Here is a 22,882-nt window from a genome sequence, read left to right on the forward strand (position 1 = left end):
ATAAAGAAGTTTCTTTTAAAAATATTAATTTATCTGTTTTTAACGTTTTATTTGAAATTGTCACGAATATGAAAAAAGGCATTGCTAAAAGCAACCTTAATTGAATGTTTACCAATCCAAATTGCAAGATGCTTAACCACCCGTTTTTCTCTTTAAGGCCTTGCAAACATGGAGCGTGATCAGTTTGCACAACTCTTGGACCAGTTCACACGGCTGGTCGATACCATAGGGCGAATAGAGTCACGTTTGGCCAAAATGGAACGGCCTTCAAACGTCTCCAACGGTTTTCAACTTGGCCGTTTGACTGCCCCGCCTGGTTCTGCCTCTGCCAACTCGGCGTTGGCTGGCATGCCCGCTTTGTCCGATGTGCCTGTGGTGCCGACATTGCCGCCACTGCTGGACGTTCTGGAAGATGTGCAGATAGAAGGCGCTGAAGTGCTGCCTGAAGTTCAACAATCGTTGGACCAGATCAGCAACACATTGGGAAGCGTTCAGGGCGCATCAAGCTCCTTGGCTCCAGCGCCCAACAAAGTGCCCGACGTGAAGACCGCCATGGACAGCACCAGCGCCGAAATCACCGAGGCACTGGACAAGCTGTAGCACACCCCGTGAAATTCGTTACCACCGCGCAGACCGCCCTGACAGAGGGCGCAGCCCAAGTCGCTGCCGCAGCGAAGCAGGGCAGTGAGGTTCTGAGCACAGGGCTGGCTGACGCTTTGGTGCAAGGTCAAAAAACCGTGTCACAAATGGGCAGCGAATTTGCCCAGATCACCCACGAACTGGGTGCACTCGCAGGACCCTTGAGCCCCGGCGAGATTGCAGGTGACTTGGCTCCTGCACTGACGAAGTTGCAAAGCGATCTGCAGGCCATACCGGCGCAATTGGCATCCGCGGGGTCTCGTTTGGTCGATGCCGGCAAAAGTTTGGGGGGCTTGACCCATGATTTGCAGGCCGTCGCTGGCGGCGTGGCTGCATTACCAACGCGTTTGGTGACTTTGCGGCCTGACTTGAGCGGCATGATGCCGGGCATCAACGCTTTACTGGATCGAGTTCAGGCCCTGTCGACTCAAGCACAAGGCGTGAAGCCGCGCTTGGTGACGCTGGCCAGTGAGTTACAACCATTGCAAGCCAGTTTAATGGCCTTGCAAAACCCGACGCAGGTGATCTCACCAGTGGCACGCGAACAAATTTTGACCGATTTGCGCACCCTGGCAAAAACCGCAGGCAACAAAGCTCGCGAGGGCGTCGCTGAAATCAGCCAAAGCATTCGCGATGAAGCCGATTCGGTACAAATCGAACTCAGCAATATGGCTGATGGATGTGCCCAAATGGTTGAGAAACTTGCGGCCGACATCACCGCCTTGGTGCTTGAGTTGTTTGATTTGCTCAAGCCCATACAGCAGCGATTGATCGATACAGTTGCCACGCTTAAGGTCGAGCTGCAGAATTTGCAAGGGTTGATTGACGGTTTTCATGGCAACGTCGACGAACTGTCTGAAGCGCTGAACATTCCCATTGCCAAGGTTCAAACCGCCATGGATGGCGTGGCGCAACAAATTTTGGCGGTGGGCGACATCGTGGACGGCGTGGTCGGCAACATAGACAAGCTGATTGACCAAGTGCGGCAGGTTGTGCGGGCCATCTTGGACACCCTGGACCAGGCGGCGGCGGGCGTTGACCATGCATTAGATGGGTTTAACCAAGCCATCACCGAGCTGAGCGATGAGATAGACAACATCAAATCGCAACTGACCGCTTTGCCCGAGCGTTTCAGTGTAGTGACCGACCAAATCGACGCCGCCCAAACATTGATTGAAGATGTACGGGCGAAGATTGCCGACTTTGTAAAACAGGCCGACGGCGCCTTGGTTGCTGCCAGCGCTGAACTCGATCAGGCGGGCACCCTGTGCGATGAGGCCATCACGATTTGCACCCGTTACCAAATGCGAGCGCCGCCGTTGATGGTGGCGCGCACCTTGTTCATGGGGGTAAAGGCCAGCTTACCAAGCATCAAGGCAACCATAGCAACGGCCCGTACCACCGTCAAAACTGCGGGCAAAACGGCTGATGGTTTACTGAACCAAGCGCTTGCGGCTGTGGACGCGTTGCGCGATGTGCTCAGCCAAGTCATGGCACAGATTCAATTGGCTATTGACAAACTGGTGGCCCTGCTCAACCAACTACAAGCCACTCTGGTGGTTGCACAAGAAAAGTTGGTGCAGGTTTCTCAAAAAATGCATGCTGCGGTAGATGCCATCAAACCCCAGCCTGAAGCCTTGATTGACCAAGTCGTGGCGGTGCGCGACGACTTCTTGAGGAAAGCAGCGCCTCATGAAAAAATTCAAGCCATACACGACAAAGTGATCCGCCTGACGGAGCAGGCGTTGACCCCCGTCAAAGACAAAATTGCCGAGGTGGGTGGCCAAGCACATGGATTGATAGACAACGCCAAGGCCAAGCTGACACCACCGGGCGATGCGATGCAAGCCAAGCTTGACGAGTTGGACGCGCACCTGGCCACCTTGCGCGCTCAAATTGAAGTGCCTGGCCAGCGCCTGCGTGAATTGTTAGACCAGGCGCTCGTTCAAGTCAACGCGTCGCTCAACCAGGGCCGCGCTGCGCTGGATAAAGTGATTGACCAAGCAGAGGCCCAAGTTGAAATCGCATTGCAACGAGCCGAGGGCATGGTTGATCAGGCTTTGACAGCGATAGAGACGCAAAACACTCGACTGAACGAAGGGCTCCAACAAGCCTTGACACAAGTGAATGCCCAATTGGCCGGCTTGCCACCAGTGGCCCAGCAGTTGCTACATACCGCGCGGGGTATGGCTGAAAAGGCAGGCGTGGATGTCAATGGCCTTGAGGTCAAGGTACAAGCCTTGCGTGACGAAACCCAAGCGGCGCTGAACGCGCCGCTCAACAACGCTCAAAGTGCGGTCGACGCTGCACAAGCCGATCAAGAAAAGCTCACACAAGCCGATAGCGACCTGCATACCAGCGCCGAAGACGACGCAGCGGGCATGGCTCGGCTCGAAGATAGCACCTCATCGTTGGAAGATGGCTTAAAAGCCTGCCGCGAAGACGCCGACCAAGCGTTGCAACTCACCAGCAACGCAGAGGCTGAAGCTCAAGCAGGCCTGGAAGGCGCCACGAACGCATTGGACAGCATTCAAGCTGACGCTGACGCCGCCATCTCGGACGCCTCGGCGCAGGCGGAGTCGGTCAACGACGATGTCAACGCTGATCTGGCCGGCTTGGCCGCTGAAATGGCCGAAGTGAAGACGGCAGTACTTGAAGCTCAAGCCAGCATGGGTGAGCAGTGCGCGCAAACCTTGACCGAGGTCGAGGGCTACCGTGATGAAGGCCAATCGCAAATAGACGCGGCTGCGGCAGACGTGCTGGCAGCGCAAGCACAAGTGGAAGCTGCCCAAGCTGACATTCAGGCTGCCGAGGCGATCGTCGATGCCGAAGTCGTCAAGCATGGTGGTGCACCGCTAGCCCGCAACGCAGCTGCGGCGAAGGCGGCTCAAGCGCAACAAGCAGACGCAGCCGCCTCTGAACAGTCCGCCGCTGAAACGTCTTCTTCCGCTGCTGACGCCGGAACAGTCAAGACAGATTCGAACTCTGGGCAAGCAACGGCTGGCGATACTGCCAAAGCCAGCGATGGCAATGCAAGCGCGGACGCGTCAGAACAGCCCGCGCAGGAGGCTGCTGCTGACACATCTTCAGAAGCAACAAAAAGCGCAACAGACACGTCGAGCCAAGCCGATCAAGTTGCAGCCACTGCTGCAAGCGATTCGGCCGCAGCCGACAAATCTGATGGGACGGCCCAAGCCAATGAGAATGAAGAAATCGGAAAGGTCTCTGACGCCGCACAAAATGCCAGGGGGGCGGCCGATGCGCTCAATGCAGATTTGACGGGTCACGCTGGTTCTGGGGAACGCGCTCAAGCTCCCGCTCGTTCATCTGTGCAAAAAGAGGGTGATGGCGCACCTGAAACCGATGAAGCTGAGCCAATCGAGCCGGTGGATGACGCGCTTGAGGGCGGCTCTGGACGAGGGGAGCCTCTGAAAAACACACAACGTGATGAACCAAACGAAGCGACGTCAACGACCGAGGAACAAAATGAAGCGTTGAATGATGAAGATGAAGATGAAGATGAAGATGATGATGACCTGACTCCTGATGAAGAGGGCTCCGACGCAAATCAAGCGCAGCTGAATGCGGTCAACGCCGTGTCAGGTGAGCCAGCCGACACCCATGGTGAAGCTGACAAAAATGCCACAGCCCTGGCCAAGGCGAGTTTGGCCCGACGGCCTCCAAAACGCAAAGCCCCGTCTGCAACATCACCACCAAATGCTCCGGCCCCTGGCACAGCAGCGGCTGCGGACAAGGGTGTTTCGGCCAAACCGCCAAGCGGCACCTTAACGGGCACTCCGGCGGCAGAGGCAAGTGCTGCTGCGGGCTCTGGAACAAGCAAAATCACGGCCCCTGGTGAGCCGACTGCAAAGGCGAGCCCAGCTCCGTTGCAGGCCAACGGTGGCGATTCAGCCGGTATGTCTCAACCCACCAAAGTCGAGTCTGAATCGTTGGCTGCTGAGGACGCTCAAGTGCCAGTTGCTTCCTCAGAACCGCCAACCGCCAACACGCAAACATCATCAGCACCAGACTCGGCCTTCTCATCTTCTACAGAGCCCACCTCAGCGCCCGAACCCGACAGTCCAGCACAAACCTCTTCGGCACCAGACTCGGCCTTCTCATCTTCCACAGAGATGGAGTCTGCCTCTGACACTGCACCTGCGGCCTTACCCGAAAGTACAACAGCTTCTGAGGCTGCAGATATGCCCCAAACCAGCCCGCCTGTTACTGAGCCTGGCTCTGAAGGCGCTGTCGATTCAATTCAGGCCGATCCACCATCACCTGATTCAAGTCCTAAGGGATTTTGAATTTCAATGAAGCGGCTTTGTTCTTTAGTTGTACCAATGACGGCTTGTGTCATGTGCCAGACGCTCAGCTTGCACTGAATTACCCTTCGTGGCCCTTGGTTGCGATCCTGCAGTTCGTGCGGGAATGACCTTGGTAGACAGTACCTTGGAGTTGGCTCGCGCCAGCGTGCGTTATGGGCTTGATCGCGGGTGGAACACACCGTCTTGGGAACGGAACAAATAGTTTTTAATCTTCCAGCAGTGGTCTACGAAGAAGTCGGCGTCAATTGACCAAACGACGGCCCGAGATCGTGACGACCTCGGGCTGGGTGTCAACCATGCCATAAGGCCCGGTCACTTCGCCTTGCAGGACAGTGCCGTTGACCTGGGCTTTGACCGATTTGAGAAGACCCTCGGCATTGACAAAGCTGAAGTGCAAATCAGCCCCGTCCACACGCGCTCCGAGCAAGGTTTGCACTTGCCCATCCAAGCTCAAGCTCCCGCCCAATCGCTGATGCTTTTGGGCCAGGCTCAGCACCGCTGTTTTGGCCATGCCCAGCCCTTGCACAGCCCAACGGCCTTGCACCACGGCGGGCACGGTCCAAAAATAACCGGTGTTGGTCCCCGCGCGGATCACCTGGTCGGGTTCCCAATCGCCCATGGAAAACGTGTTGGACAACACCCGCGTGCCCGGGCGCATGGCCAAAATCGTGGGGCGCAACTGGGCATTGAGTTCTTCCAGCAAATACAACGTGACGACTGTGGCTTTCGAAAAATCTTCTTTGAAGATGTCGCCATGCACAATCCGAACCCGGTCGACCACCCCAGCGCGTTGGGCGTTTCGCTGGGCCAAAGCGGCCAGGTCCTTGTTGTATTCAATGCCCCAAGCGCGCGCACCGAATTGAACGGCCGCGGCAATCGGAATCTTGCCATCGCCAGCACCCAAATCCACCACCTCGTCATCGGGCGTGACGCGCGCGGCTTGGAGCATTTGCGTGACCAGTTCATCGCGTGTAGGCAACCACATCACGTCTTTGCCCATCTGCCCCAAGCGTGGGGCATAAGTTTCGGGGGGCAGGCTGCTGCAAGCTTGCAAAAGCAACAAGGCCACAAGGGGCCAAAGGCGTGTGAACTTAAGCATGAGCGGGGCCAAACGAGGCCAGAGTGTGACGAGATTTGGAGGGTAACCGGATTTCTGGGCAAGCGCCGCTGTGAGGGTAGCAACTGGGGGTTTGGTTGTTACTGAATCACAGAATTTGCTCTGTGGATCCTCTTCGACATCCAGACAGCCATGGCTTTTGATCTGTTCTTGCAGCATGCCTGTAACGGAGGTGACATGTTTTCAAGTGTGAAGCAAAGACCATGATGATGCGTTCAGTGGATTGGCGTTTATGCAGGACTCTGACCTGAGCTCAATTACTTCATCACACCCGTTTTTTGGAGACACACATGATCGTCAAGTTGAAGAAAAAACCGATTGTTTGCAAAAACAGTTTATTCATGGCCGGTGCTGCTTTGTTTCTCGTGCAATCTGCACTGGCGCAACCCTTGCCCAAAGCTTCACCGGAATCGGTAGGGATGTCCAAAGAAAGATTGGCCGTGCTGTCAGCCACCATGAAACAAGAGGTTGCCAGCAACCGACTGCCCGGTGCTGTCGTGATGGTTGCGCGCAATGGCAAGTTGGTCTACTCGGAAGCGTTTGGCAAAACAGGCCAGGCGGGCGGTGGTGACATGAAAGAAGATGCCATTTTCAGAATCTATTCAATGACCAAGCCGCTTGTCTCTACTGCTCTCATGATGCTGGTTGAAGACGGCAAAGTTCAACTGACGGATCCAGTTTCAAAATTTCTCCCTGCTTTCAAAAATCCGCAAGTCAGTGTTCCTTCCATCCATCCTGTTTCGAGTGCGGTGACCTTTAAACTTGTACCCGCCAACACAGAGCCCACAATTCAGGATTTACTCAGGCACACATCGGGTATCGCGTATGGCGAACTCACAGCCAATACACCCGTCAAAGACGCCTACACCAAAGCCAAAGTTTTCCTGCCAAGCGTGCCTTTTGACGCCCGCGGTGTGACACCCAATGAGATGTCTGAAGGCGTCGGAAAAGCGCCCCTCGCGCAACAACCCGGTACCACTTGGGAATACTCCTTGTCTGTGGACATTCAAGGGCGCGTTGTTGAAGCCGTCAGTGGGCAGCGCTTGAATGACTTCATGAACGAGCGGATGTTTGGCCCACTCAAAATGAAGGACACCGGTTTTCATGTTCCACCAGTCAACGCATCACGATTGGCTGAAGCATTTGGCAAGGATCCATTGACCGGCGCAGCCAACGTTTTGATCGACGTTTCCAAAACACCCGGCAATGACTCGGGCGGTGCAGGCGGTGTGGGCACTGCGGGTGATTACCTGCGTTATTGCCAAGCCATGTTGAATGGCGGATCACTCGATGGTGCGCGGATTCTTTCTCCCTCCACAGTCAGGCTCATGACTTCCGACCACTTGGGGACGTCCATCAACACCACCACAAACCCTGGTCAACTTTTATTGGGCACCAATGGATACACATTTGGGCTGGGTTTTCTGGTTCGATCGCAAGATGGGATTGCGCCCGTTCATGGCTCGGCAGGAGAGTTCATGTGGGCAGGTTTTGCAGGCACTTTCTTCTGGGCTGAACCCAAAGAAAAACTGTGTGCTGTTTATATGACGCAGTCTCCCAGTCCATTGCGTGCCAGCTACCGCAGGCTGATGAAGAATCTGGTTTCACAAGCCATAGTGAACTGATCTCCATAAAGCCCAATTTCAAATTGGGCTTTTCTTTGATTTCGAGCGGCCCAACTCGTCAGTGCGTGATGTGGTGGTTTGATGTGCATTCGCCGCGCTGCAACTGCCCCCCGTGATCACCCTGATGCCAAGTGCACCCAAAATTTGTATGATGACCTGATCAATTGAAATCAGGAGAAAACCCATGCAACGCAGAAACTGGTTTTTGGCCGCTACCGCCTTGGCCCTTGCCACACCTTTTCTGGGCTCGCCGGCGATGGCGCAAGCCTGGCCCACCCGCCCCATCAAGCTCGTGGTGCCTTTTCCGCCCGGCGGCCTGATCGACAACATGGCCCGGCTGGTGGCGCCCAAACTGGCACAAGAGTTGGGACAAGCCATCGTCATCGACAACAAGCCTGGCGCCGGGGGCAACTTGGGTGCGGCCGAGGCGGCCCGCGCAGCCGCCGATGGCTACACCTTGCTCATGGCCTCGCCGCCGCTCACCATCAGCCCAGCGCTGTATGCCAAGCTGCCCTACAAGCCCGAGCAAATCGTGCCGGTGGGCCTGCTTGGGCGTGTGCCCAATGTGCTGGTGGTCAACCCGGCGTCAGGCATCCAGAGCGTGGCCGATCTGAGCGCCCGCATCCAGGCCAAGCCCGGACAACTCAACTACGCGTCCAACGGACAGGGCACCTCTTTGCACCTGAGCGCCGAACTCTACAAAAGCCAATCCGGCCTGTTTGTCACGCACATTCCCTACCGCGGTGCGGCCGCGGGCCTGACGGCGGTGATGGCCGACGAGGTCAGCATGATGTTTGACAACCTGCCTTCGGCTCTGGGCCTGATCAACGGCGGCAAACTCAAGGCTTTGGCCGTGACCACGCCCCAGCGCAGCAGCGCCTTGCCTGGCGTACCGACCATGGAGGAAGCTGGGGTCAAGGGTTACCAGGTGTTTGCCTGGTTCGGTTTGGCCGCACCTGCCGGCCTGCCTGGACCCATCGCCCAAAAACTGGAACAAGCCCTGGAACGGGTTGCCAAGCAGCCCGAGGTCCAAGCCGCCATCCAAAAAGCCGGTGCAGAGCCCACTTGGCTGAACGCCCAAGGCATGGCCAGCTTCATGCAAGCCGACATAGCGCAATGGAAAAAAGTGGCGGCCTACGCCAAGATCAACCTGGATTGAGAAAGCAAACATGAGCGCAGTGGGATTGATTGGCTTGGGGGCCATGGGCTCGGGCATGGCGCAGTCTTTGCGCCGTGCCGGGCACAGCGTGCAGGTGTTTGATGTGCGTCGCGAAGTGGCCGCTGCATTTGCGGCCGAGGGCGGTGTGGCACACGACACGCTGGCCTCGCTGGGTGCCGCTTGCGACCTGGTCGTGTCGGTGGTGGTGAACGCCGCGCAGACCGAAAGCGTGCTGTTTGGCGATGGCACCACCCCCGGGTGCGCCGCCAGCATGAACCCAGGCAGTGTGTTCGTGATGTGTTCCACCGTGGACCCGAACTGGTCGGTCGCGCTCGAAGCTCGACTGGACGCCATGGGCCTGCGCTATGTGGACGCGCCCATCTCCGGCGGTGCGGCCAAAGCGGCCTCCGGCCAGATGACCATGATGACCGCTGCCAAGCCTGAGGCCTATGCGCTGGCCGAGCCTTTTTTGAATGCCATGGCCGCCAAGGTCTACAAGCTGGGCGACAGCGCAGGCGCGGGCAGCAAGGTCAAGATCATCAACCAGCTGCTGGCGGGGGTGCACATTGCAGCGGCCGCCGAGGCCATGGCGCTGGGCCTGCGCGAAGGTGTGGATGCAGCGGCGCTGTACGAGGTGATCACCCACAGTGCCGGCAACAGCTGGATGTTTGAAAACCGCATGGCCCATGTGCTGGCGGCCGACTACACGCCGCTGTCGGCCGTGGACATTTTCGTGAAGGACTTGGGGCTCGTGCTCGACATGGCACGTGCCAGCAAGTTCCCATTGCCATTGTCCAGCACCGCACACCAGATGTTCATGCAGGCCAGCACCGCAGGCTTTGCCAAGGAAGACGACAGCGCCGTCATCAAGATTTTTCCAGGCATTGAACTGCCGAAAGGCAAGGCATGAAGATCAAGCTCGGTTGCATTGCCGATGACTTCACCGGCGCCACGGATCTGGCCAACAACCTGGTGCGCTCGGGCATGCGGGTGGTTCAAACCATTGGCGTGCCAACTGCACCTCTGGCTGCCGACGTGGATGCGGTGGTGGTGGCGCTCAAGTCGCGCACCATCCCGGCTGCCGAGGCGATCGCACAATCGCTCGACGCCTTGAAGTGGTTGCAGGCGCAAGGTGCACAGCACATTTATTTCAAATACTGCTCCACCTTTGACAGCACGCCCGAAGGCAACATCGGCCCGGTGACGGAAGCGCTGATGGACGCGCTGGACACCGACTTCACCATCGCGACCCCGGCCTTTCCGGACAACGGCCGCAACGTGTTCAAGGGCTATTTGTTCGCGGGCAACGTGCTGCTCAACGAGTCGGGTATGCAAAACCACCCGCTCACGCCCATGCAAGATGCCAACCTGGTGCGCGTGATGCAGGCGCAAACTCAGCGCCCCGTGGGTTTGATCGATTACAAAACCGTGGCGCAAGGCGAAACGGCCATCCGCGAACGCATCGCTGCCCTGCGCGCCGAGGGCGTGGGCGTGGCCGTGGTGGATGCGACCAGCAACGAAGACTTGCACCGTCTGGGACCCGCCCTCAAAGACATGCCGCTGGTCACCGCCGGTTCGGGCGTGGCGATTGGCCTGCCCGCCAACTTTGGCCTGACGCCTTCGCTGCAAGCGAGCCAGTTGCCAGCAGCACGTGGCTTGCAAGCTGTGATCTCGGGCAGTTGCTCGCTGGCCACCAACGCACAAGTGGCGCATTTCAAGGCCTCCGGGCGACCCGCATGGGCCATCGCACCCGCCAGCCTGATGCACGGGAACACCCATGCGGTGGTGCAACAGGTGCTGGCTTGGGCTGCGCCACTGCTCCAAAGCGGCCCGGTGTTGGTGTACTCCACCGCCGAGCCCGAGGCCGTCAAAGCCGTTCAGACGCAGCTGGGCGTGGCCGAGGCGGGCGCTTTGGTGGAGCAGGCGCTGGCCGCCGTGGCCCGTGGCTTGGTGGACCAAGGCGTGCAACAACTGGTGGTGGCGGGCGGCGAAACCTCGGGTGCTTGCGTGCAGGCACTGGGCATCGCACAGCTGCAAATCGGCCCGCAAATTGACCCTGGCGTGCCGTGGTGCCATGCCCCATCGGACACTGGTGGTGTGCACATCACGCTCAAGTCGGGCAACTTCGGCACCGAAGACTTTTTCAGCAAAGCCTTTACAGTGTTGGCATGAACCTGACCGAATCTCAAGCCCGCGAAGAGATGTGCCGCGTGGGCCGAAGCCTCTTCGAGCGCGGCTACGTGCACGCCACGGCGGGCAACATCAGCGTACGGTTGGCGGATGGTTTTCTCATCACGCCCACCGACGCGTGCCTGGGCTTTTTGGACCCGGCACGCCTGGCCAAGCTCGACCTGCAAGGCCAGCAGATCAGCGGCGACAAGGGCAGCAAGACCATCGGCATGCACCGCCAGATTTACACCGCCGCATGCGAGACGGGAGCCGACACGCGCTGCGTGATCCACACCCACAGCACGCACTGCGTCGCGCTCAGCCTGAAGGCCCACGGACCTGAGTTGCTGCCGCCCATCACGCCCTACTTTGTGATGAAGGTCGGCCATGTGCCCCTGGTGCGCTACCACCGCCCGGGCAGCCCCGACGCCGCCCATGAAGTGGCCGCATTGATTCGCAGCCACGCTGCGCAAGGCACGCCGATCCGTGCGGTGATGCTGCCACGCCTGGGGCCCAATGTGTGGCACGACACGCCCGCAGCGGCCATGGCCACACTCGAAGAACTCGAAGAAACTGCGCGGCTCATGCTGCTGCAAGCCCACACCCCGCCGCTGCGCGCGACCGATCTGGACGAGTTGCGCCAGACCTTTGGCGCACGTTGGTGAAACTTGAAAGAACCCCATGCCCCGCTTTGCTGCCAACCTGTCGATGATGTACCCCGACCTGCCGTTTTTGGACCGCTTTGAAGCGGCCGCCAAAGACGGCTTCAAGGCGGTGGAGTACCTGTTTCCCTATGCCTTCCCCGCGCAAGATCTGGCCGCACGCTTGCAGGCCAACGGCTTGCAACAAGTGCTGTTCAACACCCCATCAGGCGGCATGGACAGCGCCAGCTTCACCCAAGCCTGGGAAAGCGGCAGCCGGGGCACGGCCAGTGTGCCCGGTCGCGAAACCGAATTTCGCACCGGTTTTGCGCAAGCCCTGGTCTATGCCGAGGCGCTGAACTGCCCCCGCATCCATGCCATGGTCGGCCTGCGACCCGAAGGTGCGAGCTCGCAAGCCGCCGACGCCACGCTGATCGGCAACCTGCAATGGGCCGCCTTGGAGGCCGCCAAGTCCGGGCGTGACGTGCTGATCGAGCCGATCAACACGCGCAGCGTGCCGGGCTTTCACCTCAACCGGCAAGACCATGCGCACCGCATCGCGCAGGCCGTGGGGGCATCGAATGTGAAGGTGCAAATGGACCTGTTCCACTGCCAGATCGTCGAAGGTGATCTCAGCGCCAAGATCGCGCAATACCTGCCCACAGGCCGGGTAGGCCATTTCCAAATCGCCGAAGTGCCGCACCGCCACGAGCCGGGCACGGGCGAGGTGAATTGGACGCATATTTTCCAGGTCATGGACAAAGTGTCGGCCGAATGCGGCTGGGACGGCTGGATCGGTTGCGAGTACAACCCGGCCGATGCCACGGCAGGCGGGACATCACGCGGTCTGGATTGGGTGCGTCCTTACTTGTGAACCCAGAGCATTGCCACTTGATCTGTGATGGATGATCTTCAATACCTGATTTGGGCAGGCGTGGCTGCGGCCATGGTGGGCTTGTCCAAAGGAGGCTTGCCCACGGTGGGTATGTTGTCTGTGCCCATTTTGTCGCTGTTCATGTCTCCGGTCAAAGCGGTGGTGATGCTGCTGCCCATTTACATCATTTCGGACATGGTGGGGTTGTGGTTGTACCGCAAAAATTTCAGCGTCATCAACTTGAAAATACTGGTGCCGGCCGGTGTGGGCGGTGTGTTGGTGGGTTGGCTCACCGCAGCGCTGGTGTCGGACATGGCCGTGAAAATGATGATCGGCCTGATGGGCGTGGGCTTTGTGCTCAACGCCTGGCGCAAGCGCAACACCGCGCAAGCACCAAGTCCTGCCCGATGGGGTAAAGGTCTGTTGTGGGGGGGGTTGTCAGGATTTACCAGCTTCATCTCGCATGCGGGTGCTCCCCCGTTTCAGGTTTACCTGTTGCCCCAACAACTGCCCAAGCTGGTGTTTGCCGGCACTTCGACCTTGTTTTTTGCGGTCATCAACCTGGCCAAGCTGGGGCCTTACCACGCGCTACAGCCCTATGGCCCTGCCGAGCTGATGGGGGCGTTGGTGCTGATCCCGTTTGCCCTGTTAGGCACCGTGGTGGGCGCTTACCTGACACGCAAAATCGCCGACGACTGGTTCTTCAAATGGGTGCAACTGGGCTTGCTGGCAATTTCTGTCAAGCTGATCGTGGACGTGATGGGGGCGATGTGACGCCGCTTTGGATGTCGCGAAATCTGCTTTTGTTCTTCATGAAAACCTATGCCGACGGTGTGGGCCCATGGAAGCCTTACCTGGTCAAAACCGTGAACGACAAAGTGGACCGCACTGGCGACGGCAAAATCACCAACGCCGATCGCCGTGTGGACGGCTCAACAGGCGTGATCGAATTGGCCCACCAAAAGGGCTTGCTGGTGCACACATGGACATTCCGCGGCGATGGCGGCTATGACCTCGGCTTCAAAGATGTGAAAACCGAAATCGAGTACTACATCAAGCTCGGTATCGACGGCGTGTTCAGCGACTTCCCTGCAGCTGGTGTGGCCGCTCTGAAGTCCGTGCGAAGCAACTGAGTTTTGAAGCTCTAAGCACTTCAAACGACAAAGCCCGCGCAGTGCCACTCAAGTGGCATCTCGCGGGCTTTGACTTTTTCAAGCCATCTTCAACTCACACCATCGGGAAAGGCAATGCCCGCAAGCGTTTGCCATTGATTGAGGCAATGGCGTTGGCCATGGCTGGCGCCAACGGGGGCAGCCCCACTTCGCCAATGCCACCGGGGTGGTTGTCGGTGGGCATCACCTTCACAAACACTTCGGGCGTTTCGTTGGCCCGCAGCACCTGATAGGTATTCAAGTTGGTCTGCAATGGTTCACCAGCTCGGAAGTCCATGCGCTCGTGCAAGGCAGCCGATAAGCCATAAATCACCGAGCCTTCGATTTGCGCCTGCACGTTTTGCGGCTGCAAAGCGTGACCACAGTCCACCGCCGACCAGACCTTGTGCAACTTGGGTCGGCCCTTCTCAATGGAGACCTGCACCACCATCCCGCAATAGGTGTTCCAAGCGTCTGAAAATGCCAGGCCCAGTGCGTGTCCCTTGGGCAGCTTGGCCTTGCCCCATTGCGACATTTCACCCACGGCCTTGAGCACGGCTTGGCCACGCGGGTTTTTCTTGAGCAAGTCCATGCGGTAAGCCAGCGGATCGGCTTTCACGCCACGCGCCACTTCGTCGATCAAGGTCTCAATCGCAAACTTGGTGTAACCCGGGCCCACGGCACGCCAGAAGCCAGCCTGAATGCCACGGTCTTCGATCATGAACTGCACGCTGTGGTCGGCAATGTCGTAGGTGATCTCGGTGCCTTCCATCACAGGCGCATCTTTGCCGCCCGAGGCTTTGAAGGCCGGTGGAACCACGCGCGAATAAATGCCCTCTGACACCACGCGGTGCAACAAGCCCACAATCTTGCCCTGCGCGTCCACGCCCGCCACCAAGTGCTGCCCCGTCATGGGACGGTACTTGTCGTGCGTCATGTCGTCTTCGCGGGTCCAAATCACCTGAATGGGGGTGCCCGGCATGGCCTTGGCCACCAAAGCCGCATCGGCCGCGTAATCGGCCTCAACCCGACGGCCAAAACCGCCGCCCATCATGGTGATGTTGACGGTGATGTTTTCCGGCTTGAAGCCGCCCGCGCCCGCCACTGTGCCGATCACAAACGAGGCCGATTGGGCAGGCGCCCAGACTTCGATCTTGTCGCCGTCTACGCGCGCTGTGCAGTTCATGGGCTCCAGGCAAATGTGACTGACCATCTCACTGATGTAGGAGGCACTGAAGGTTTTCACCGCCCCCGCCAACTTGGTTGCTGCGTCGCCATGGGCGATGAACGCCACGCCTTTGTCATACAAATCCTCTGCGCGCTTGGTGTATTCAACGCGCATTTGATCGGTGTACTGAACCCGCGCCTTGGATTTTTGACTCCAAACCACTTTGAGCTTGTCACGTGCACTTTTGGCCGTGAAAAACGAGTCGGCCACAACGGCCACACCGTAGGGTAAGCGGATCACGTTTTTGACCCCTGGGACCGCGCGTGCGGCGGCATCGTCCACTTTTTCGGGTGTCTCGCCTTGCACAGGTGCGCGCAACACCGAAGCCCACATCATGCCGGGCAAACGCTGGTCAATGCCGTACAAAGCCTGACCGCTCGATTTGGCAGGCACGTCCACGCGGGGAACGTCCTTGCCGATCAAGCGAAACTGGGCCATCGGCTTGAGCATGCTCTTGTCGACCTTGGGCAATTCGGCGGGAACCGCCGCCACTTTGGCAATGTCGGCATAAGTCATGGCGCGACCGCCGCTGTGGATCACCCGGCTGGCTTCGGTGCGCAACTCGGAAGCCGGCACGCCCATGGCCTGAGCCGCAGCGTTCACCATCACCAAACGTGCCTGGGCTCCGGCCAATCGCAGCGGCTCGTAATAGCCTTGCACCGTGCGCGATGCACCCGTGGTCATGCCACCGCCAAAGCGGGGGTTGCCAAAGCGCTTGGGATCGCTAGGCGACTGCACCACGCGCACTTGGCGCCAGTCCAAATCCATCTCTTCGGCCAGCAACATGGGCATGGCGGTCATGGTGCCCTGGCCCATTTCTGCGCCAGGCGACATCAAGGTCACCACGCCATCCAGACCGATGTTGATCCAGTTGTTGGGGCCAAAGCCGCTTGCATTGGGGGTTTGGGCCAAGGCCAGTTCGGTTTGCGTCAAGCCAAAGGACAAGCCCAAAGCCAAGCCACCCGAGCCGAGGATGAATGAGCGGCGCGAGACTTGGGGTGTGGAATTCATCGGGTTCATGCCTTGCCTCCTTTGAGGGTTTTCTGGGCGTGCGAGACCGCGCTGGCGATCTGGTTATAGGTGCCGCAGCGGCAAATGTTGCCGCTCATGGCCTCCAAAATTTCAGTACGGCTCAGGTCTTTCTTGACCACACTGATCACCTTGGCCGCAGTCATGAGCTGACCCGACTGGCAATAGCCACATTGCGGTGCTTGGGCCTTGACCCAACCCGCTTGCAAAGCTTGACCCGTGGGCGTTTTCATCAAGCCCTCCACGGTCGTGATGTCTTTGCCCTCGGCCGCCGACAGGGGCAAGGCGCAAGAGCGCACAGGGTTACCGTTCAGGTGAACCGTACAGGCGCCGCACTGGGCAATGCCACAACCGAACTTGGTGCCCGTGAGGTTGAGCTTTTCACGAATAACCCACAACAAAGGGGTCTCCGGCGAGGCATCGACCGATACGGCCTCGCCATTGACTTTCATTCGAACCATGCGTGTCTCCAGTGGTGTCACACAATGCAGCTTGGCTGTGATCGCGCAAAACCCACGTTTAACGCCTGCATTGTCAAATCACGAAGTTAAAGTGACGGGTCTCGCCTGCTTGTCACCAAAGGCTCAAATCGGGGCAAACCCTGAGGTGAAGGTTCTTGGAAAAATCAAACACTCAGCCCGCACACCGTCTTGGAGCTTTCCCAACTGCTGAGCGCTTGGCTGAGGTCCACCCCGCGGCGCATGGCGGTCATTTCGGCCACGATGCTCATGGCAATCTCAGGCGGGGTCAGGGCACCCAAATTCAAACCCACCGGGCCTCGCAATTGCGCGGCCTCGGCCTCCGATACGTCAAAGCCCAACAAGCGCTGGCGACGCTGATTGTTGTTGTGGCGTGAGCCCAAAGCGCCCACATAAAAAGCGGGGGTTCGCAGGGCCTCCATAAGCGCCAAGTCATCGAGCTTGGGGTCGTGCGTCACAGCCACCACCGCACTGTTGTGGTCCAGACGCATGGCCAGCACCAGGTCGTCGGGCATTTGGGTGGACAAGGTCACGCCGCTCATGGCCTCCCATCCTTCGTGGTATTCGGCACGGGGCTCGCATACGGTGACCTGGTAGTCCAGCATCACGGCCATGGCGGCCAAATAGCGTGACAACTGGCCCCCGCCAATGATGAGCAAACGCAGGCGCGGGCCGTGCACCGTGGTCAGGCTTTGGCCGTCAAACTGCAGCTTGTCGCCTTCGGTGGCGGCGACCATGCGCACCATGCCGGTGGCCATGTCCAAGCGCCGCTCCACCCGCTGGTGTTGCTCAATCAACACCAACAATTCGCGCAGTTGCGACTGAGGTGACAGCGGCTCCAACACCACTTGCACCGAGCCGCCACAGGGCAGGCCAAAGCGCCGCACCTCTTCGGCCGTTTGGCCATAGATGGTGGTGTCCGGCAATCGCATGGCCAGCTCGCCTGCGGCCACACGCCGAATCAAGTCGTCTTCAATGCACCCACCCGAGACAGACCCGGCCACTTGCCCATCGCCCCGGATGATCATGAGCGAGCCTGGTGGACGTGGCGCCGAGCCCCAGGTGCGCACCACGGTGCCCATGACCACGCGATGGCCACGGCTTTGCCAGTCCAGCGCGGTGCGGATCACGTCAATGTCGATGCTGTTCATGGGTTTGTCGTCTCTCTTTTCAAAAATATCATAGCGGGCTGCTTTGCTTTATGTCGCAGAAAAAGGTAGGTGCAAACCCTGTTTGCGCGACCACAGCAAGACCAGCTGCCCTGCCGCCAAGAGTCCCAACAGGGCCAGCGCAGACTGCATGGCCCATGGGCCTTGCACCGGACTCGCAGACCCGACCCACACCAGCAAAAGCGGCCCCAACACCAGCGCCCAACTGCGCGTTACCCACGGCGCAAGCCTTGGCGCAAGCTGTGCCGATTCACGTCGACGGCTGCAATGCACTGCCCATGCCAATGAAGGCAAAAGCATCACCATGACGCTGTGAACAGGGCTGTTGCCCAACAACATCAGTGCGCCCAAAACCAACAAAGTCAAGCTGGCAACAGCTTGAAGTACGGAGGATGCGTGCGATGGTGGGCCACCACGCATCCACAAAGCCGTCAAGGTGGGCAAGCCCGCCATCAGCGCCAGGTGGGCCCCCACCATCTGGTCAATGCCCCAACCCAAGCTTGCGCACCAAGCATTGCCCAACCACAAGGTGCCCATCATGAGGCCCATGGCCGAAGGAGCCAGCAGGGTCTGAAGACCAGCGCGCGGTCCGCGGCAAACGGGCATAGCGTTGGTGGTGCAACGGTCGTGCGCGTAAAAAATACCTGCACACACGGCCAACAAGACCATGACGCCCATGTCTGAGAAAGGCTCCCCAACAGGCCACTGCCAGCACCCGGCCACCAAAGCTGCGGCCAATACAGGGTGCCAGGCCACGGGCGCGAGTTCAAAGGTGCTGACCTGACTGCGCGTTTCGATCAAGGCATTCCACAGCCCCCAAACGACGGCCAAGGCCAAGAGCACGCCATGCGCCCAGGGTGCGGCCATCGGGTTTTTGAGCCCATAAATACCGCACACGGTGATCAAACCCAAAACCCCCATGACCCATGGCGCACATTGAAAGGCCCAAGCACTGCCTCGGCACAGCAAGCGCACAGCCCACCACAAAGCCACCGCCAACACCCCACTGGCCCAGGGCCAGCCCCAATGCATGCCTTGCTCTCCCAGCCACAGCCAGCCCAGCAACAGCACCAACCAATGCGCCACTTCCCGCGCATGGCTCAATGCGGCAGGGGGTTTGGACCCAGGCGCTCGGGTGTCAGACATGGGCATACCCGTGCAACTGATCCGAGCCACCTGCCGCGTGCACGCTGACGTTGAACGACACGATCACCCGATCCCGGGTGCCGTGGTAAGGCATGGCTTGGTGTGCGAGCCAAGAGGGGAAAACCACCAACTGGCCTGGGATGGGCTCCATGTCGAGGTGGGCATTTTGCAAATAGGCGTTGCCAAAATCCATGGCCGCACCACCCAAGCGGTTGAAGTGCGGCCCATAAAAACGCGTCACGCCATTGGCCGCGCCGAGCACTGGGTGTGCGCAGCGCTGCTCGGGCGGGTCCACTTGCAAGCAATAGACTCCTGACCATGAACAGTTGCCATGGGTGTGCACATCGTGGTGGCTGCCTTGGCTGGAGATTTGAAACCAGATGCCTCGCATGGCGATCTGAAAACCCGGTTTGGCCTCAGGCCAAGCCCCTTGGTTGGCCAGCACCACCGTTTGGCGCACGCTGTCGACCATGAAGCGCACCAGTTGTTCCCACTCGGCCAAACGGATGCGTTGCAGCAAGTCATCGCGGCTGGCGTAAAAGGCTTTGTGTCCGTCTGCGGCTGTGGCGCATGAGGCAGCATCGGTGGCACGCATGGTTTGAAACACCCGCACCAACACCTCGTTCACAACAGGCGCTTGGGCAAAACGGTGCACCCCCAAAGGGGTATGCCAAAGCGGGTGGAGTGGGTCCGGTTCCAACATGCCAGGACTTTTCAGATCAAACGGTCACCGCCAAATGGGCAGGCCACTTGAGTTGATGGCCTGTGCGTGCCGCCAAGGCGGCGATGTCTTCCAGGGTGTCCACATCGGTGCGGTAACGGTTGTTGGTGCTGACCCAAGGATGCACCTGATCGGGGTGGGTGGCTTGCCACTGCCGGCAGCCCACGTTGGCATCGCCCGCCAGAATCTGGTCGCGCACTTCGGCGCTGAACATGACGGGATTACCGGGCAAGCCGTCGACCATGGGCTGCACCACCTGCGTGCCCTGAGGGCGCTTTTTGTAGGCCCCGATCAGGTCATTGATGTCTTGCGAGTTGATCAGCGGCTGATCGGCCAAGGCCACCAGCGCCGCATCCATTTTGGGGGACAGGGCCTGCAGGCCCAAACGCAATGAAGAAATCTGTCCGGCATCGGGGTCCGGGTTGCGCACCAGGGTAACCGGGAACTCTTTGACCGCTTCTTCGATGAGCGCGGCGTAATGGCCCAGCACCACCACCACCTCGTCCACCCCTGCGCCCGACAACGCGATCAATTGGCGACGGATCAAGGGCACACCGCCCAGCTCCAGCAGGGATTTGGGGCGATGGCCCATGCGCGAACCCGCGCCCGCGGCCAACAAGACCGCGCCCACGGCCACACGGCTGTACAAGCCACCCCCACCTTTGAGAATGCAACCCATGTTCAGCCTCCGCAGCAAGAAGATTTGGCTGGCACGGCCACAGGGGCCAAAGCAGCAATGGGTTCAACAGCCGCCACCAAGGCAACACTGCTCTGGGGCTGCGCAGCCGCTTGAACGTCAACCGATTTCGCGGCACCAGCACAACAACTGCGGGCCGCCTGAGCGACCACGGGTGCTGCTGGCGTTGCGGGCACTGAAGCCGCTTGGGGTTCACGTCCACGACGCGCCGCCACCACCGAGGTCAGCACAGACAAAGCAATTTCTTCTGGCGTCTGCGCCCCAATGAATTCGCCCGCCGGTGCCACGATGCGGGCCACGTCGTCAGGGTTTTCACCGCTGGCCAGCAAACTGCTGCGCAAAACGCTGGCTTTTTTGGCGCTGGACACAAACCACAGGCCTTGGGGCTGCAAAGCCAAGGCCGCTTTCAGGCCTTGCAGGTCGCGACGGCCCTGTGTGGCCACCACCACATATGGCGTGGAAGTGAGTTGGGCACGCACGGCGCTCACCTCGTCGCTGGCCAGTACGGTGTCGGCGTCCGGGAAGTCCGCGGCCACCGCGCCTTGCGCCACCACGGCGACACGCAAGCCCACGCGAGGCGCCAAGCTGACCAGGGCACGCGCCACGGGCGAGTCACCCAACACCGTCAAAGTGGCAGCGGGCATAACGGGGTCAATGAACAACTCCAGCGTTCCACCCGAGTGACAGGCCATACCGAATTCGAGCACATCGCCCAAATCCCGCTCAGCGCTCTCGTCCGACGGAGAGATGCGGATTTTGCGTGGCAACCCATCCAGCAAGGCCCGGCGCACAGTTTTGAGCACCGCGGGTTGGGCGCAGCCGCCACCGATCCAGCCGTGAATCTGTCCCTCTGGCGTGACCACCGCTTTGTCGCCTGCCTTGCCCGAGGTGGGCGCTTGAGCGCTCAGCACAGTGACCAAGGCAAAAGGCTGCTCGGCTTTTTGAAGGCGCGCGGCTTGGGTGATCCATTCATGGCGGTTCATGGTGTTTTCCTTCAATGTCGAATGCGGTTCACAACTCAGTGCAAGACATGGCGCGCTGCGGCCAGATCGGCCAAGCTGGCAAGCGGCACAAAGCGCTCGATGCGGCTGCGGGCACGCTGCAAGGCTCCCGCGGCGGGCACCTGACGCGTGGGGTGAAACCAAGTGATGCGGGCGCCGCGAGCACGAACCTCTTGCAGCGCCGCATCCAGCAGCTCGGGCCCATCGGTGTCAAAGCCGTCCGAGAAGACCCAGACGCGTGCGCCCCGGTTGAGTTGGGCGCGCGCGTGATGGCGGGCGAATTCTTGCAAGCTGGCGGCAATGCGCGTGCCCCCACCAAACCCGGCGGTAACGGCATTCACTTTTTCTTGAATGGCCGGCGTGTCACGGTGCATATAGCTTGTGACTTCAGCCAAGCGGGTGTGGAACACAAAAACGCGGGCATCGGCTTCCAGCGCAAAAGCGCGCGCCACACGCAAAAACAAGGCGGCGTGCGACTCCATCGAGCGGCTCACATCGGCCAGGATGAACAAGCGTGGTGGTTCCACACGCTTGACTTTCCAGGCCGGCTGCATCAACTCACCACCCCAGGCCACGCTGCGGCGCAGCGTCTGACGCAAGTCCAGACGCTGCCCGCGGGGGGCGATGCGCCAACGGCGGGTGGCGCGGGGCTGCAGTTGGGCGGTGATCTGCCGGGCCAGTTGCTGCAAGGCGCTGAGCTCTTGCGGCATCCACATTTGGCCATCGCGCTGGTGCAGGGCTTCGGTGCGGCTGGCGCCGCCTTGGGCACGGGGCGTACCAGCGTCTTGTTCGTCTTGGCCAATGGAGGGCATGTCGCCTGCGGTCTGAGGCGCAGGTGGTTTGCCGCCAGGTTGGGTATTCGGTTGTTGGGCCGCGTCCATCTGATCGTGCAGTGCCTGCACGCTTTGGCGCAGGCTTCGGCTGGGCCGGGTTTGACCGCTCACTTTCACACCGCCACGCATTTTTTCGGGGTGCCAAAAGCGTTCATACACGTCGGGCCAGAGCTTCCACTCACGCAAGCTGTGGCATGCGATGGCGCGCCAAGCTGCCTGCAGCGGTTTTTCTTTCATGGGGCCAAAGTGCACAGCCGCTTGCAACATGGCCTGCTGCTCGGCCACGCCGACTGTGAGGCCGTGGTCGCGCAACAGCGCAGCAAAACCCGCCAAGCGCTCGGAAGGTGTGGAGGCGGTTTGGGCTGCAGGGTTGGCGGTCATGCCGCGACCTTGGCCTGCTCGTTGCTGTTTTCTGCCACGCCCACGGTGCGACGGCCTTCCACCAATTGGCGCAAGCGTTCTGGGCCCATCAAAAATCGGTCTTCACGGGTTTTGAGCAAGCAGCCCAAAGTGCCCAGCACCGCGGACATGTCTTCGGGCAAGTGGCTGTGGCGCATCTGGAACAGCGCACACACCCAGTCCAGGGTTTCGGCAATGCCCGGAATCTTGGCCAGGTCCTCACGGCGCAAACGCTGCACGAATTGCACCGCGTCTTCCACCAAACGGGTGTCTGCCTCGGGCAATGCAGCTTTGACGATGGCGATTTCTCGCGCCAGCGTTGGGTAATCGAGGTAGTGGTAAAGACAGCGGCGGCGCAGTGCATCCGATAACTCACGCGTACCGTTGCTGGTCAAAATCACCTGCGGAATGTGCGTGGCGCGGATGGTGCCGATCTCGGGCACGGTGATCTGGTATTCGGCCAGCACTTCGAGCAAA

At 59.7% G+C, this 22,882-nt stretch carries 20 protein-coding genes; 10 read left to right on the plus strand and 10 right to left on the minus strand.

What is annotated here, in order from left to right; genetic code table 11:
- The first annotated feature begins 168 nt into the window (after positions 1-168).
- Together Q0O19_RS07765 and Q0O19_RS07770 are read left to right on the plus strand one after the other, a co-directional pair.
- Positions 169-600, plus strand: a complete 432-nt coding sequence (locus Q0O19_RS07765; RefSeq protein ID WP_295521538.1) for a hypothetical protein — start codon at positions 169-171, stop codon at positions 598-600.
- 8 nt (positions 601-608) lie between these two features.
- Positions 609-4,946: a hypothetical protein gene (locus tag Q0O19_RS07770; RefSeq protein WP_295521540.1), complete on the plus strand. Its 4,338-nt coding sequence runs from the start codon at positions 609-611 to the stop codon at positions 4,944-4,946.
- A gap of 262 nt (positions 4,947-5,208) precedes the next feature.
- On the opposite strand, the gene Q0O19_RS07775 is transcribed toward Q0O19_RS07770, so the two are convergent.
- Positions 5,209-6,066: a class I SAM-dependent methyltransferase gene (locus tag Q0O19_RS07775; protein ID WP_295521542.1), complete on the minus strand. Its 858-nt coding sequence runs from the start codon at positions 6,064-6,066 to the stop codon at positions 5,209-5,211.
- 308 nt (positions 6,067-6,374) lie between these two features.
- On the opposite strand from Q0O19_RS07775, the gene Q0O19_RS07780 reads away from it, so the two are divergent.
- The 8 genes from Q0O19_RS07780 to Q0O19_RS07815 all read left to right on the plus strand — a co-directional run bounded on the left by Q0O19_RS07780 (position 6,375) and on the right by Q0O19_RS07815 (position 13,685).
- Positions 6,375-7,709, plus strand: coding sequence for a serine hydrolase (locus Q0O19_RS07780; protein WP_295521544.1), 1,335 nt, complete (start codon positions 6,375-6,377; stop codon positions 7,707-7,709).
- A 184-nt stretch (positions 7,710-7,893) separates the two neighbouring features.
- Positions 7,894-8,868, plus strand: a complete 975-nt coding sequence (locus Q0O19_RS07785) for a tripartite tricarboxylate transporter substrate binding protein (protein WP_295521546.1) — start codon at positions 7,894-7,896, stop codon at positions 8,866-8,868.
- A gap of 10 nt (positions 8,869-8,878) precedes the next feature.
- Positions 8,879-9,778: an L-threonate dehydrogenase gene (ltnD, locus tag Q0O19_RS07790; RefSeq protein ID WP_295521548.1), complete on the plus strand. Its 900-nt coding sequence runs from the start codon at positions 8,879-8,881 to the stop codon at positions 9,776-9,778.
- Complete coding sequence (otnK, locus tag Q0O19_RS07795) at positions 9,775-11,040, plus strand: 3-oxo-tetronate kinase (RefSeq protein WP_295521550.1); 1,266 nt, start codon at positions 9,775-9,777, stop codon at positions 11,038-11,040. Before ltnD ends, otnK begins: the two co-directional genes overlap by 4 nt.
- A gap of 2 nt (positions 11,041-11,042) precedes the next feature.
- Positions 11,043-11,702, plus strand: coding sequence for an aldolase (locus Q0O19_RS07800; RefSeq protein ID WP_295521576.1), 660 nt, complete (start codon positions 11,043-11,045; stop codon positions 11,700-11,702).
- Between the two features lie 16 nt (positions 11,703-11,718).
- Positions 11,719-12,552, plus strand: a complete 834-nt coding sequence (otnI, locus tag Q0O19_RS07805) for a 2-oxo-tetronate isomerase (RefSeq protein ID WP_295521552.1) — start codon at positions 11,719-11,721, stop codon at positions 12,550-12,552.
- Positions 12,553-12,579: 27 nt separating this feature from the next.
- The gene (locus Q0O19_RS07810) at positions 12,580-13,326 is read left to right on the plus strand and encodes a sulfite exporter TauE/SafE family protein (RefSeq protein WP_295521554.1); all 747 of its coding nucleotides are present in this window, start codon (positions 12,580-12,582) and stop codon (positions 13,324-13,326) included.
- An 11-nt stretch (positions 13,327-13,337) separates the two neighbouring features.
- Entirely contained in the window at positions 13,338-13,685 is a 348-nt protein-coding gene (locus Q0O19_RS07815) for a glycerophosphodiester phosphodiesterase family protein (RefSeq protein WP_295521556.1), read from the plus strand.
- 94 nt (positions 13,686-13,779) lie between these two features.
- On the opposite strand, the gene Q0O19_RS07820 is transcribed toward Q0O19_RS07815, so the two are convergent.
- From Q0O19_RS07820 to Q0O19_RS07860, 9 genes are all read right to left on the minus strand, one after another.
- Positions 13,780-15,951 carry a molybdopterin cofactor-binding domain-containing protein gene (locus tag Q0O19_RS07820; RefSeq protein WP_295521558.1) on the minus strand — a complete coding sequence of 724 codons (2,172 nt, stop codon included), beginning with the start codon at positions 15,949-15,951 and terminating at the stop codon, positions 13,780-13,782.
- Positions 15,948-16,421: a (2Fe-2S)-binding protein gene (locus Q0O19_RS07825; RefSeq protein ID WP_295521560.1), complete on the minus strand. Its 474-nt coding sequence runs from the start codon at positions 16,419-16,421 to the stop codon at positions 15,948-15,950. The genes Q0O19_RS07820 and Q0O19_RS07825 overlap by 4 nt, the downstream gene beginning before the upstream one ends.
- Positions 16,422-16,585: 164 nt before the next feature.
- A complete protein-coding gene (locus Q0O19_RS07830) occupies positions 16,586-17,590 on the minus strand; it encodes an XdhC family protein (RefSeq protein WP_295521562.1) in 1,005 nt (334 codons plus the stop codon).
- A 48-nt stretch (positions 17,591-17,638) separates the two neighbouring features.
- Positions 17,639-18,754 carry a hypothetical protein gene (locus Q0O19_RS07835; RefSeq protein ID WP_295521564.1) on the minus strand — a complete coding sequence of 372 codons (1,116 nt, stop codon included), beginning with the start codon at positions 18,752-18,754 and terminating at the stop codon, positions 17,639-17,641.
- Positions 18,747-19,457, minus strand: a complete 711-nt coding sequence (locus Q0O19_RS07840; protein ID WP_295521566.1) for a TIGR02466 family protein — start codon at positions 19,455-19,457, stop codon at positions 18,747-18,749. The genes Q0O19_RS07835 and Q0O19_RS07840 overlap by 8 nt, the downstream gene beginning before the upstream one ends.
- 16 nt (positions 19,458-19,473) lie before the next feature.
- A complete protein-coding gene (locus Q0O19_RS07845; RefSeq protein ID WP_295521568.1) occupies positions 19,474-20,154 on the minus strand; it encodes a nucleotidyltransferase family protein in 681 nt (226 codons plus the stop codon).
- Positions 20,155-20,156: 2 nt separating this feature from the next.
- Complete coding sequence (locus Q0O19_RS07850; protein ID WP_295521570.1) at positions 20,157-21,155, minus strand: XdhC family protein; 999 nt, start codon at positions 21,153-21,155, stop codon at positions 20,157-20,159.
- Positions 21,156-21,190: 35 nt separating this feature from the next.
- Positions 21,191-22,387 (minus strand): VWA domain-containing protein, encoded by a 1,197-nt coding sequence (locus Q0O19_RS07855; protein ID WP_295521572.1) that lies wholly within the window; start codon positions 22,385-22,387, stop codon positions 21,191-21,193.
- A partial coding sequence (locus Q0O19_RS07860) for a MoxR family ATPase (RefSeq protein WP_295521574.1) occupies positions 22,384-22,882 on the minus strand: 499 nt, incomplete at its 5' end. The genes Q0O19_RS07860 and Q0O19_RS07855, both read right to left, overlap by 4 nt.

Origin of the sequence: Limnohabitans sp. Rim8, from assembly GCF_945869175.1 — a bacterium.
Lineage (GTDB): Bacteria > Pseudomonadota > Gammaproteobacteria > Burkholderiales > Burkholderiaceae_C > Limnohabitans_A.

Bases quoted from the DNA above. Each gene is read 5' to 3' on its own strand.
- Q0O19_RS07765 (WP_295521538.1), top strand. From the start codon at position 169: ATGGAGCGTGATCAGTTTGCACAACTCTTGGACCAGTTCACACGGCTG.
- Q0O19_RS07775 (WP_295521542.1), bottom strand. From the start codon at position 6,066: ATGCTTAAGTTCACACGCCTTTGGCCCCTTGTGGCCTTGTTGCTTTTG.
- Q0O19_RS07780 (WP_295521544.1), top strand. From the start codon at position 6,375: ATGATCGTCAAGTTGAAGAAAAAACCGATTGTTTGCAAAAACAGTTTA.
- Q0O19_RS07785 (WP_295521546.1), top strand. From the start codon at position 7,894: ATGCAACGCAGAAACTGGTTTTTGGCCGCTACCGCCTTGGCCCTTGCC.
- ltnD (WP_295521548.1), top strand. From the start codon at position 8,879: ATGAGCGCAGTGGGATTGATTGGCTTGGGGGCCATGGGCTCGGGCATG.
- otnK (WP_295521550.1), top strand. From the start codon at position 9,775: ATGAAGATCAAGCTCGGTTGCATTGCCGATGACTTCACCGGCGCCACG.
- otnI (WP_295521552.1), top strand. From the start codon at position 11,719: ATGCCCCGCTTTGCTGCCAACCTGTCGATGATGTACCCCGACCTGCCG.
- Q0O19_RS07810 (WP_295521554.1), top strand. From the start codon at position 12,580: ATGGATGATCTTCAATACCTGATTTGGGCAGGCGTGGCTGCGGCCATG.
- Q0O19_RS07815 (WP_295521556.1), top strand. From the start codon at position 13,338: ATGTCGCGAAATCTGCTTTTGTTCTTCATGAAAACCTATGCCGACGGT.
- Q0O19_RS07820 (WP_295521558.1), bottom strand. From the start codon at position 15,951: ATGAACCCGATGAATTCCACACCCCAAGTCTCGCGCCGCTCATTCATC.
- Q0O19_RS07825 (WP_295521560.1), bottom strand. From the start codon at position 16,421: ATGGTTCGAATGAAAGTCAATGGCGAGGCCGTATCGGTCGATGCCTCG.
- Q0O19_RS07830 (WP_295521562.1), bottom strand. From the start codon at position 17,590: ATGAACAGCATCGACATTGACGTGATCCGCACCGCGCTGGACTGGCAA.
- Q0O19_RS07835 (WP_295521564.1), bottom strand. From the start codon at position 18,754: ATGTCTGACACCCGAGCGCCTGGGTCCAAACCCCCTGCCGCATTGAGC.
- Q0O19_RS07840 (WP_295521566.1), bottom strand. From the start codon at position 19,457: ATGTTGGAACCGGACCCACTCCACCCGCTTTGGCATACCCCTTTGGGG.
- Q0O19_RS07845 (WP_295521568.1), bottom strand. From the start codon at position 20,154: ATGGGTTGCATTCTCAAAGGTGGGGGTGGCTTGTACAGCCGTGTGGCC.
- Q0O19_RS07850 (WP_295521570.1), bottom strand. From the start codon at position 21,155: ATGAACCGCCATGAATGGATCACCCAAGCCGCGCGCCTTCAAAAAGCC.
- Q0O19_RS07855 (WP_295521572.1), bottom strand. From the start codon at position 22,387: ATGACCGCCAACCCTGCAGCCCAAACCGCCTCCACACCTTCCGAGCGC.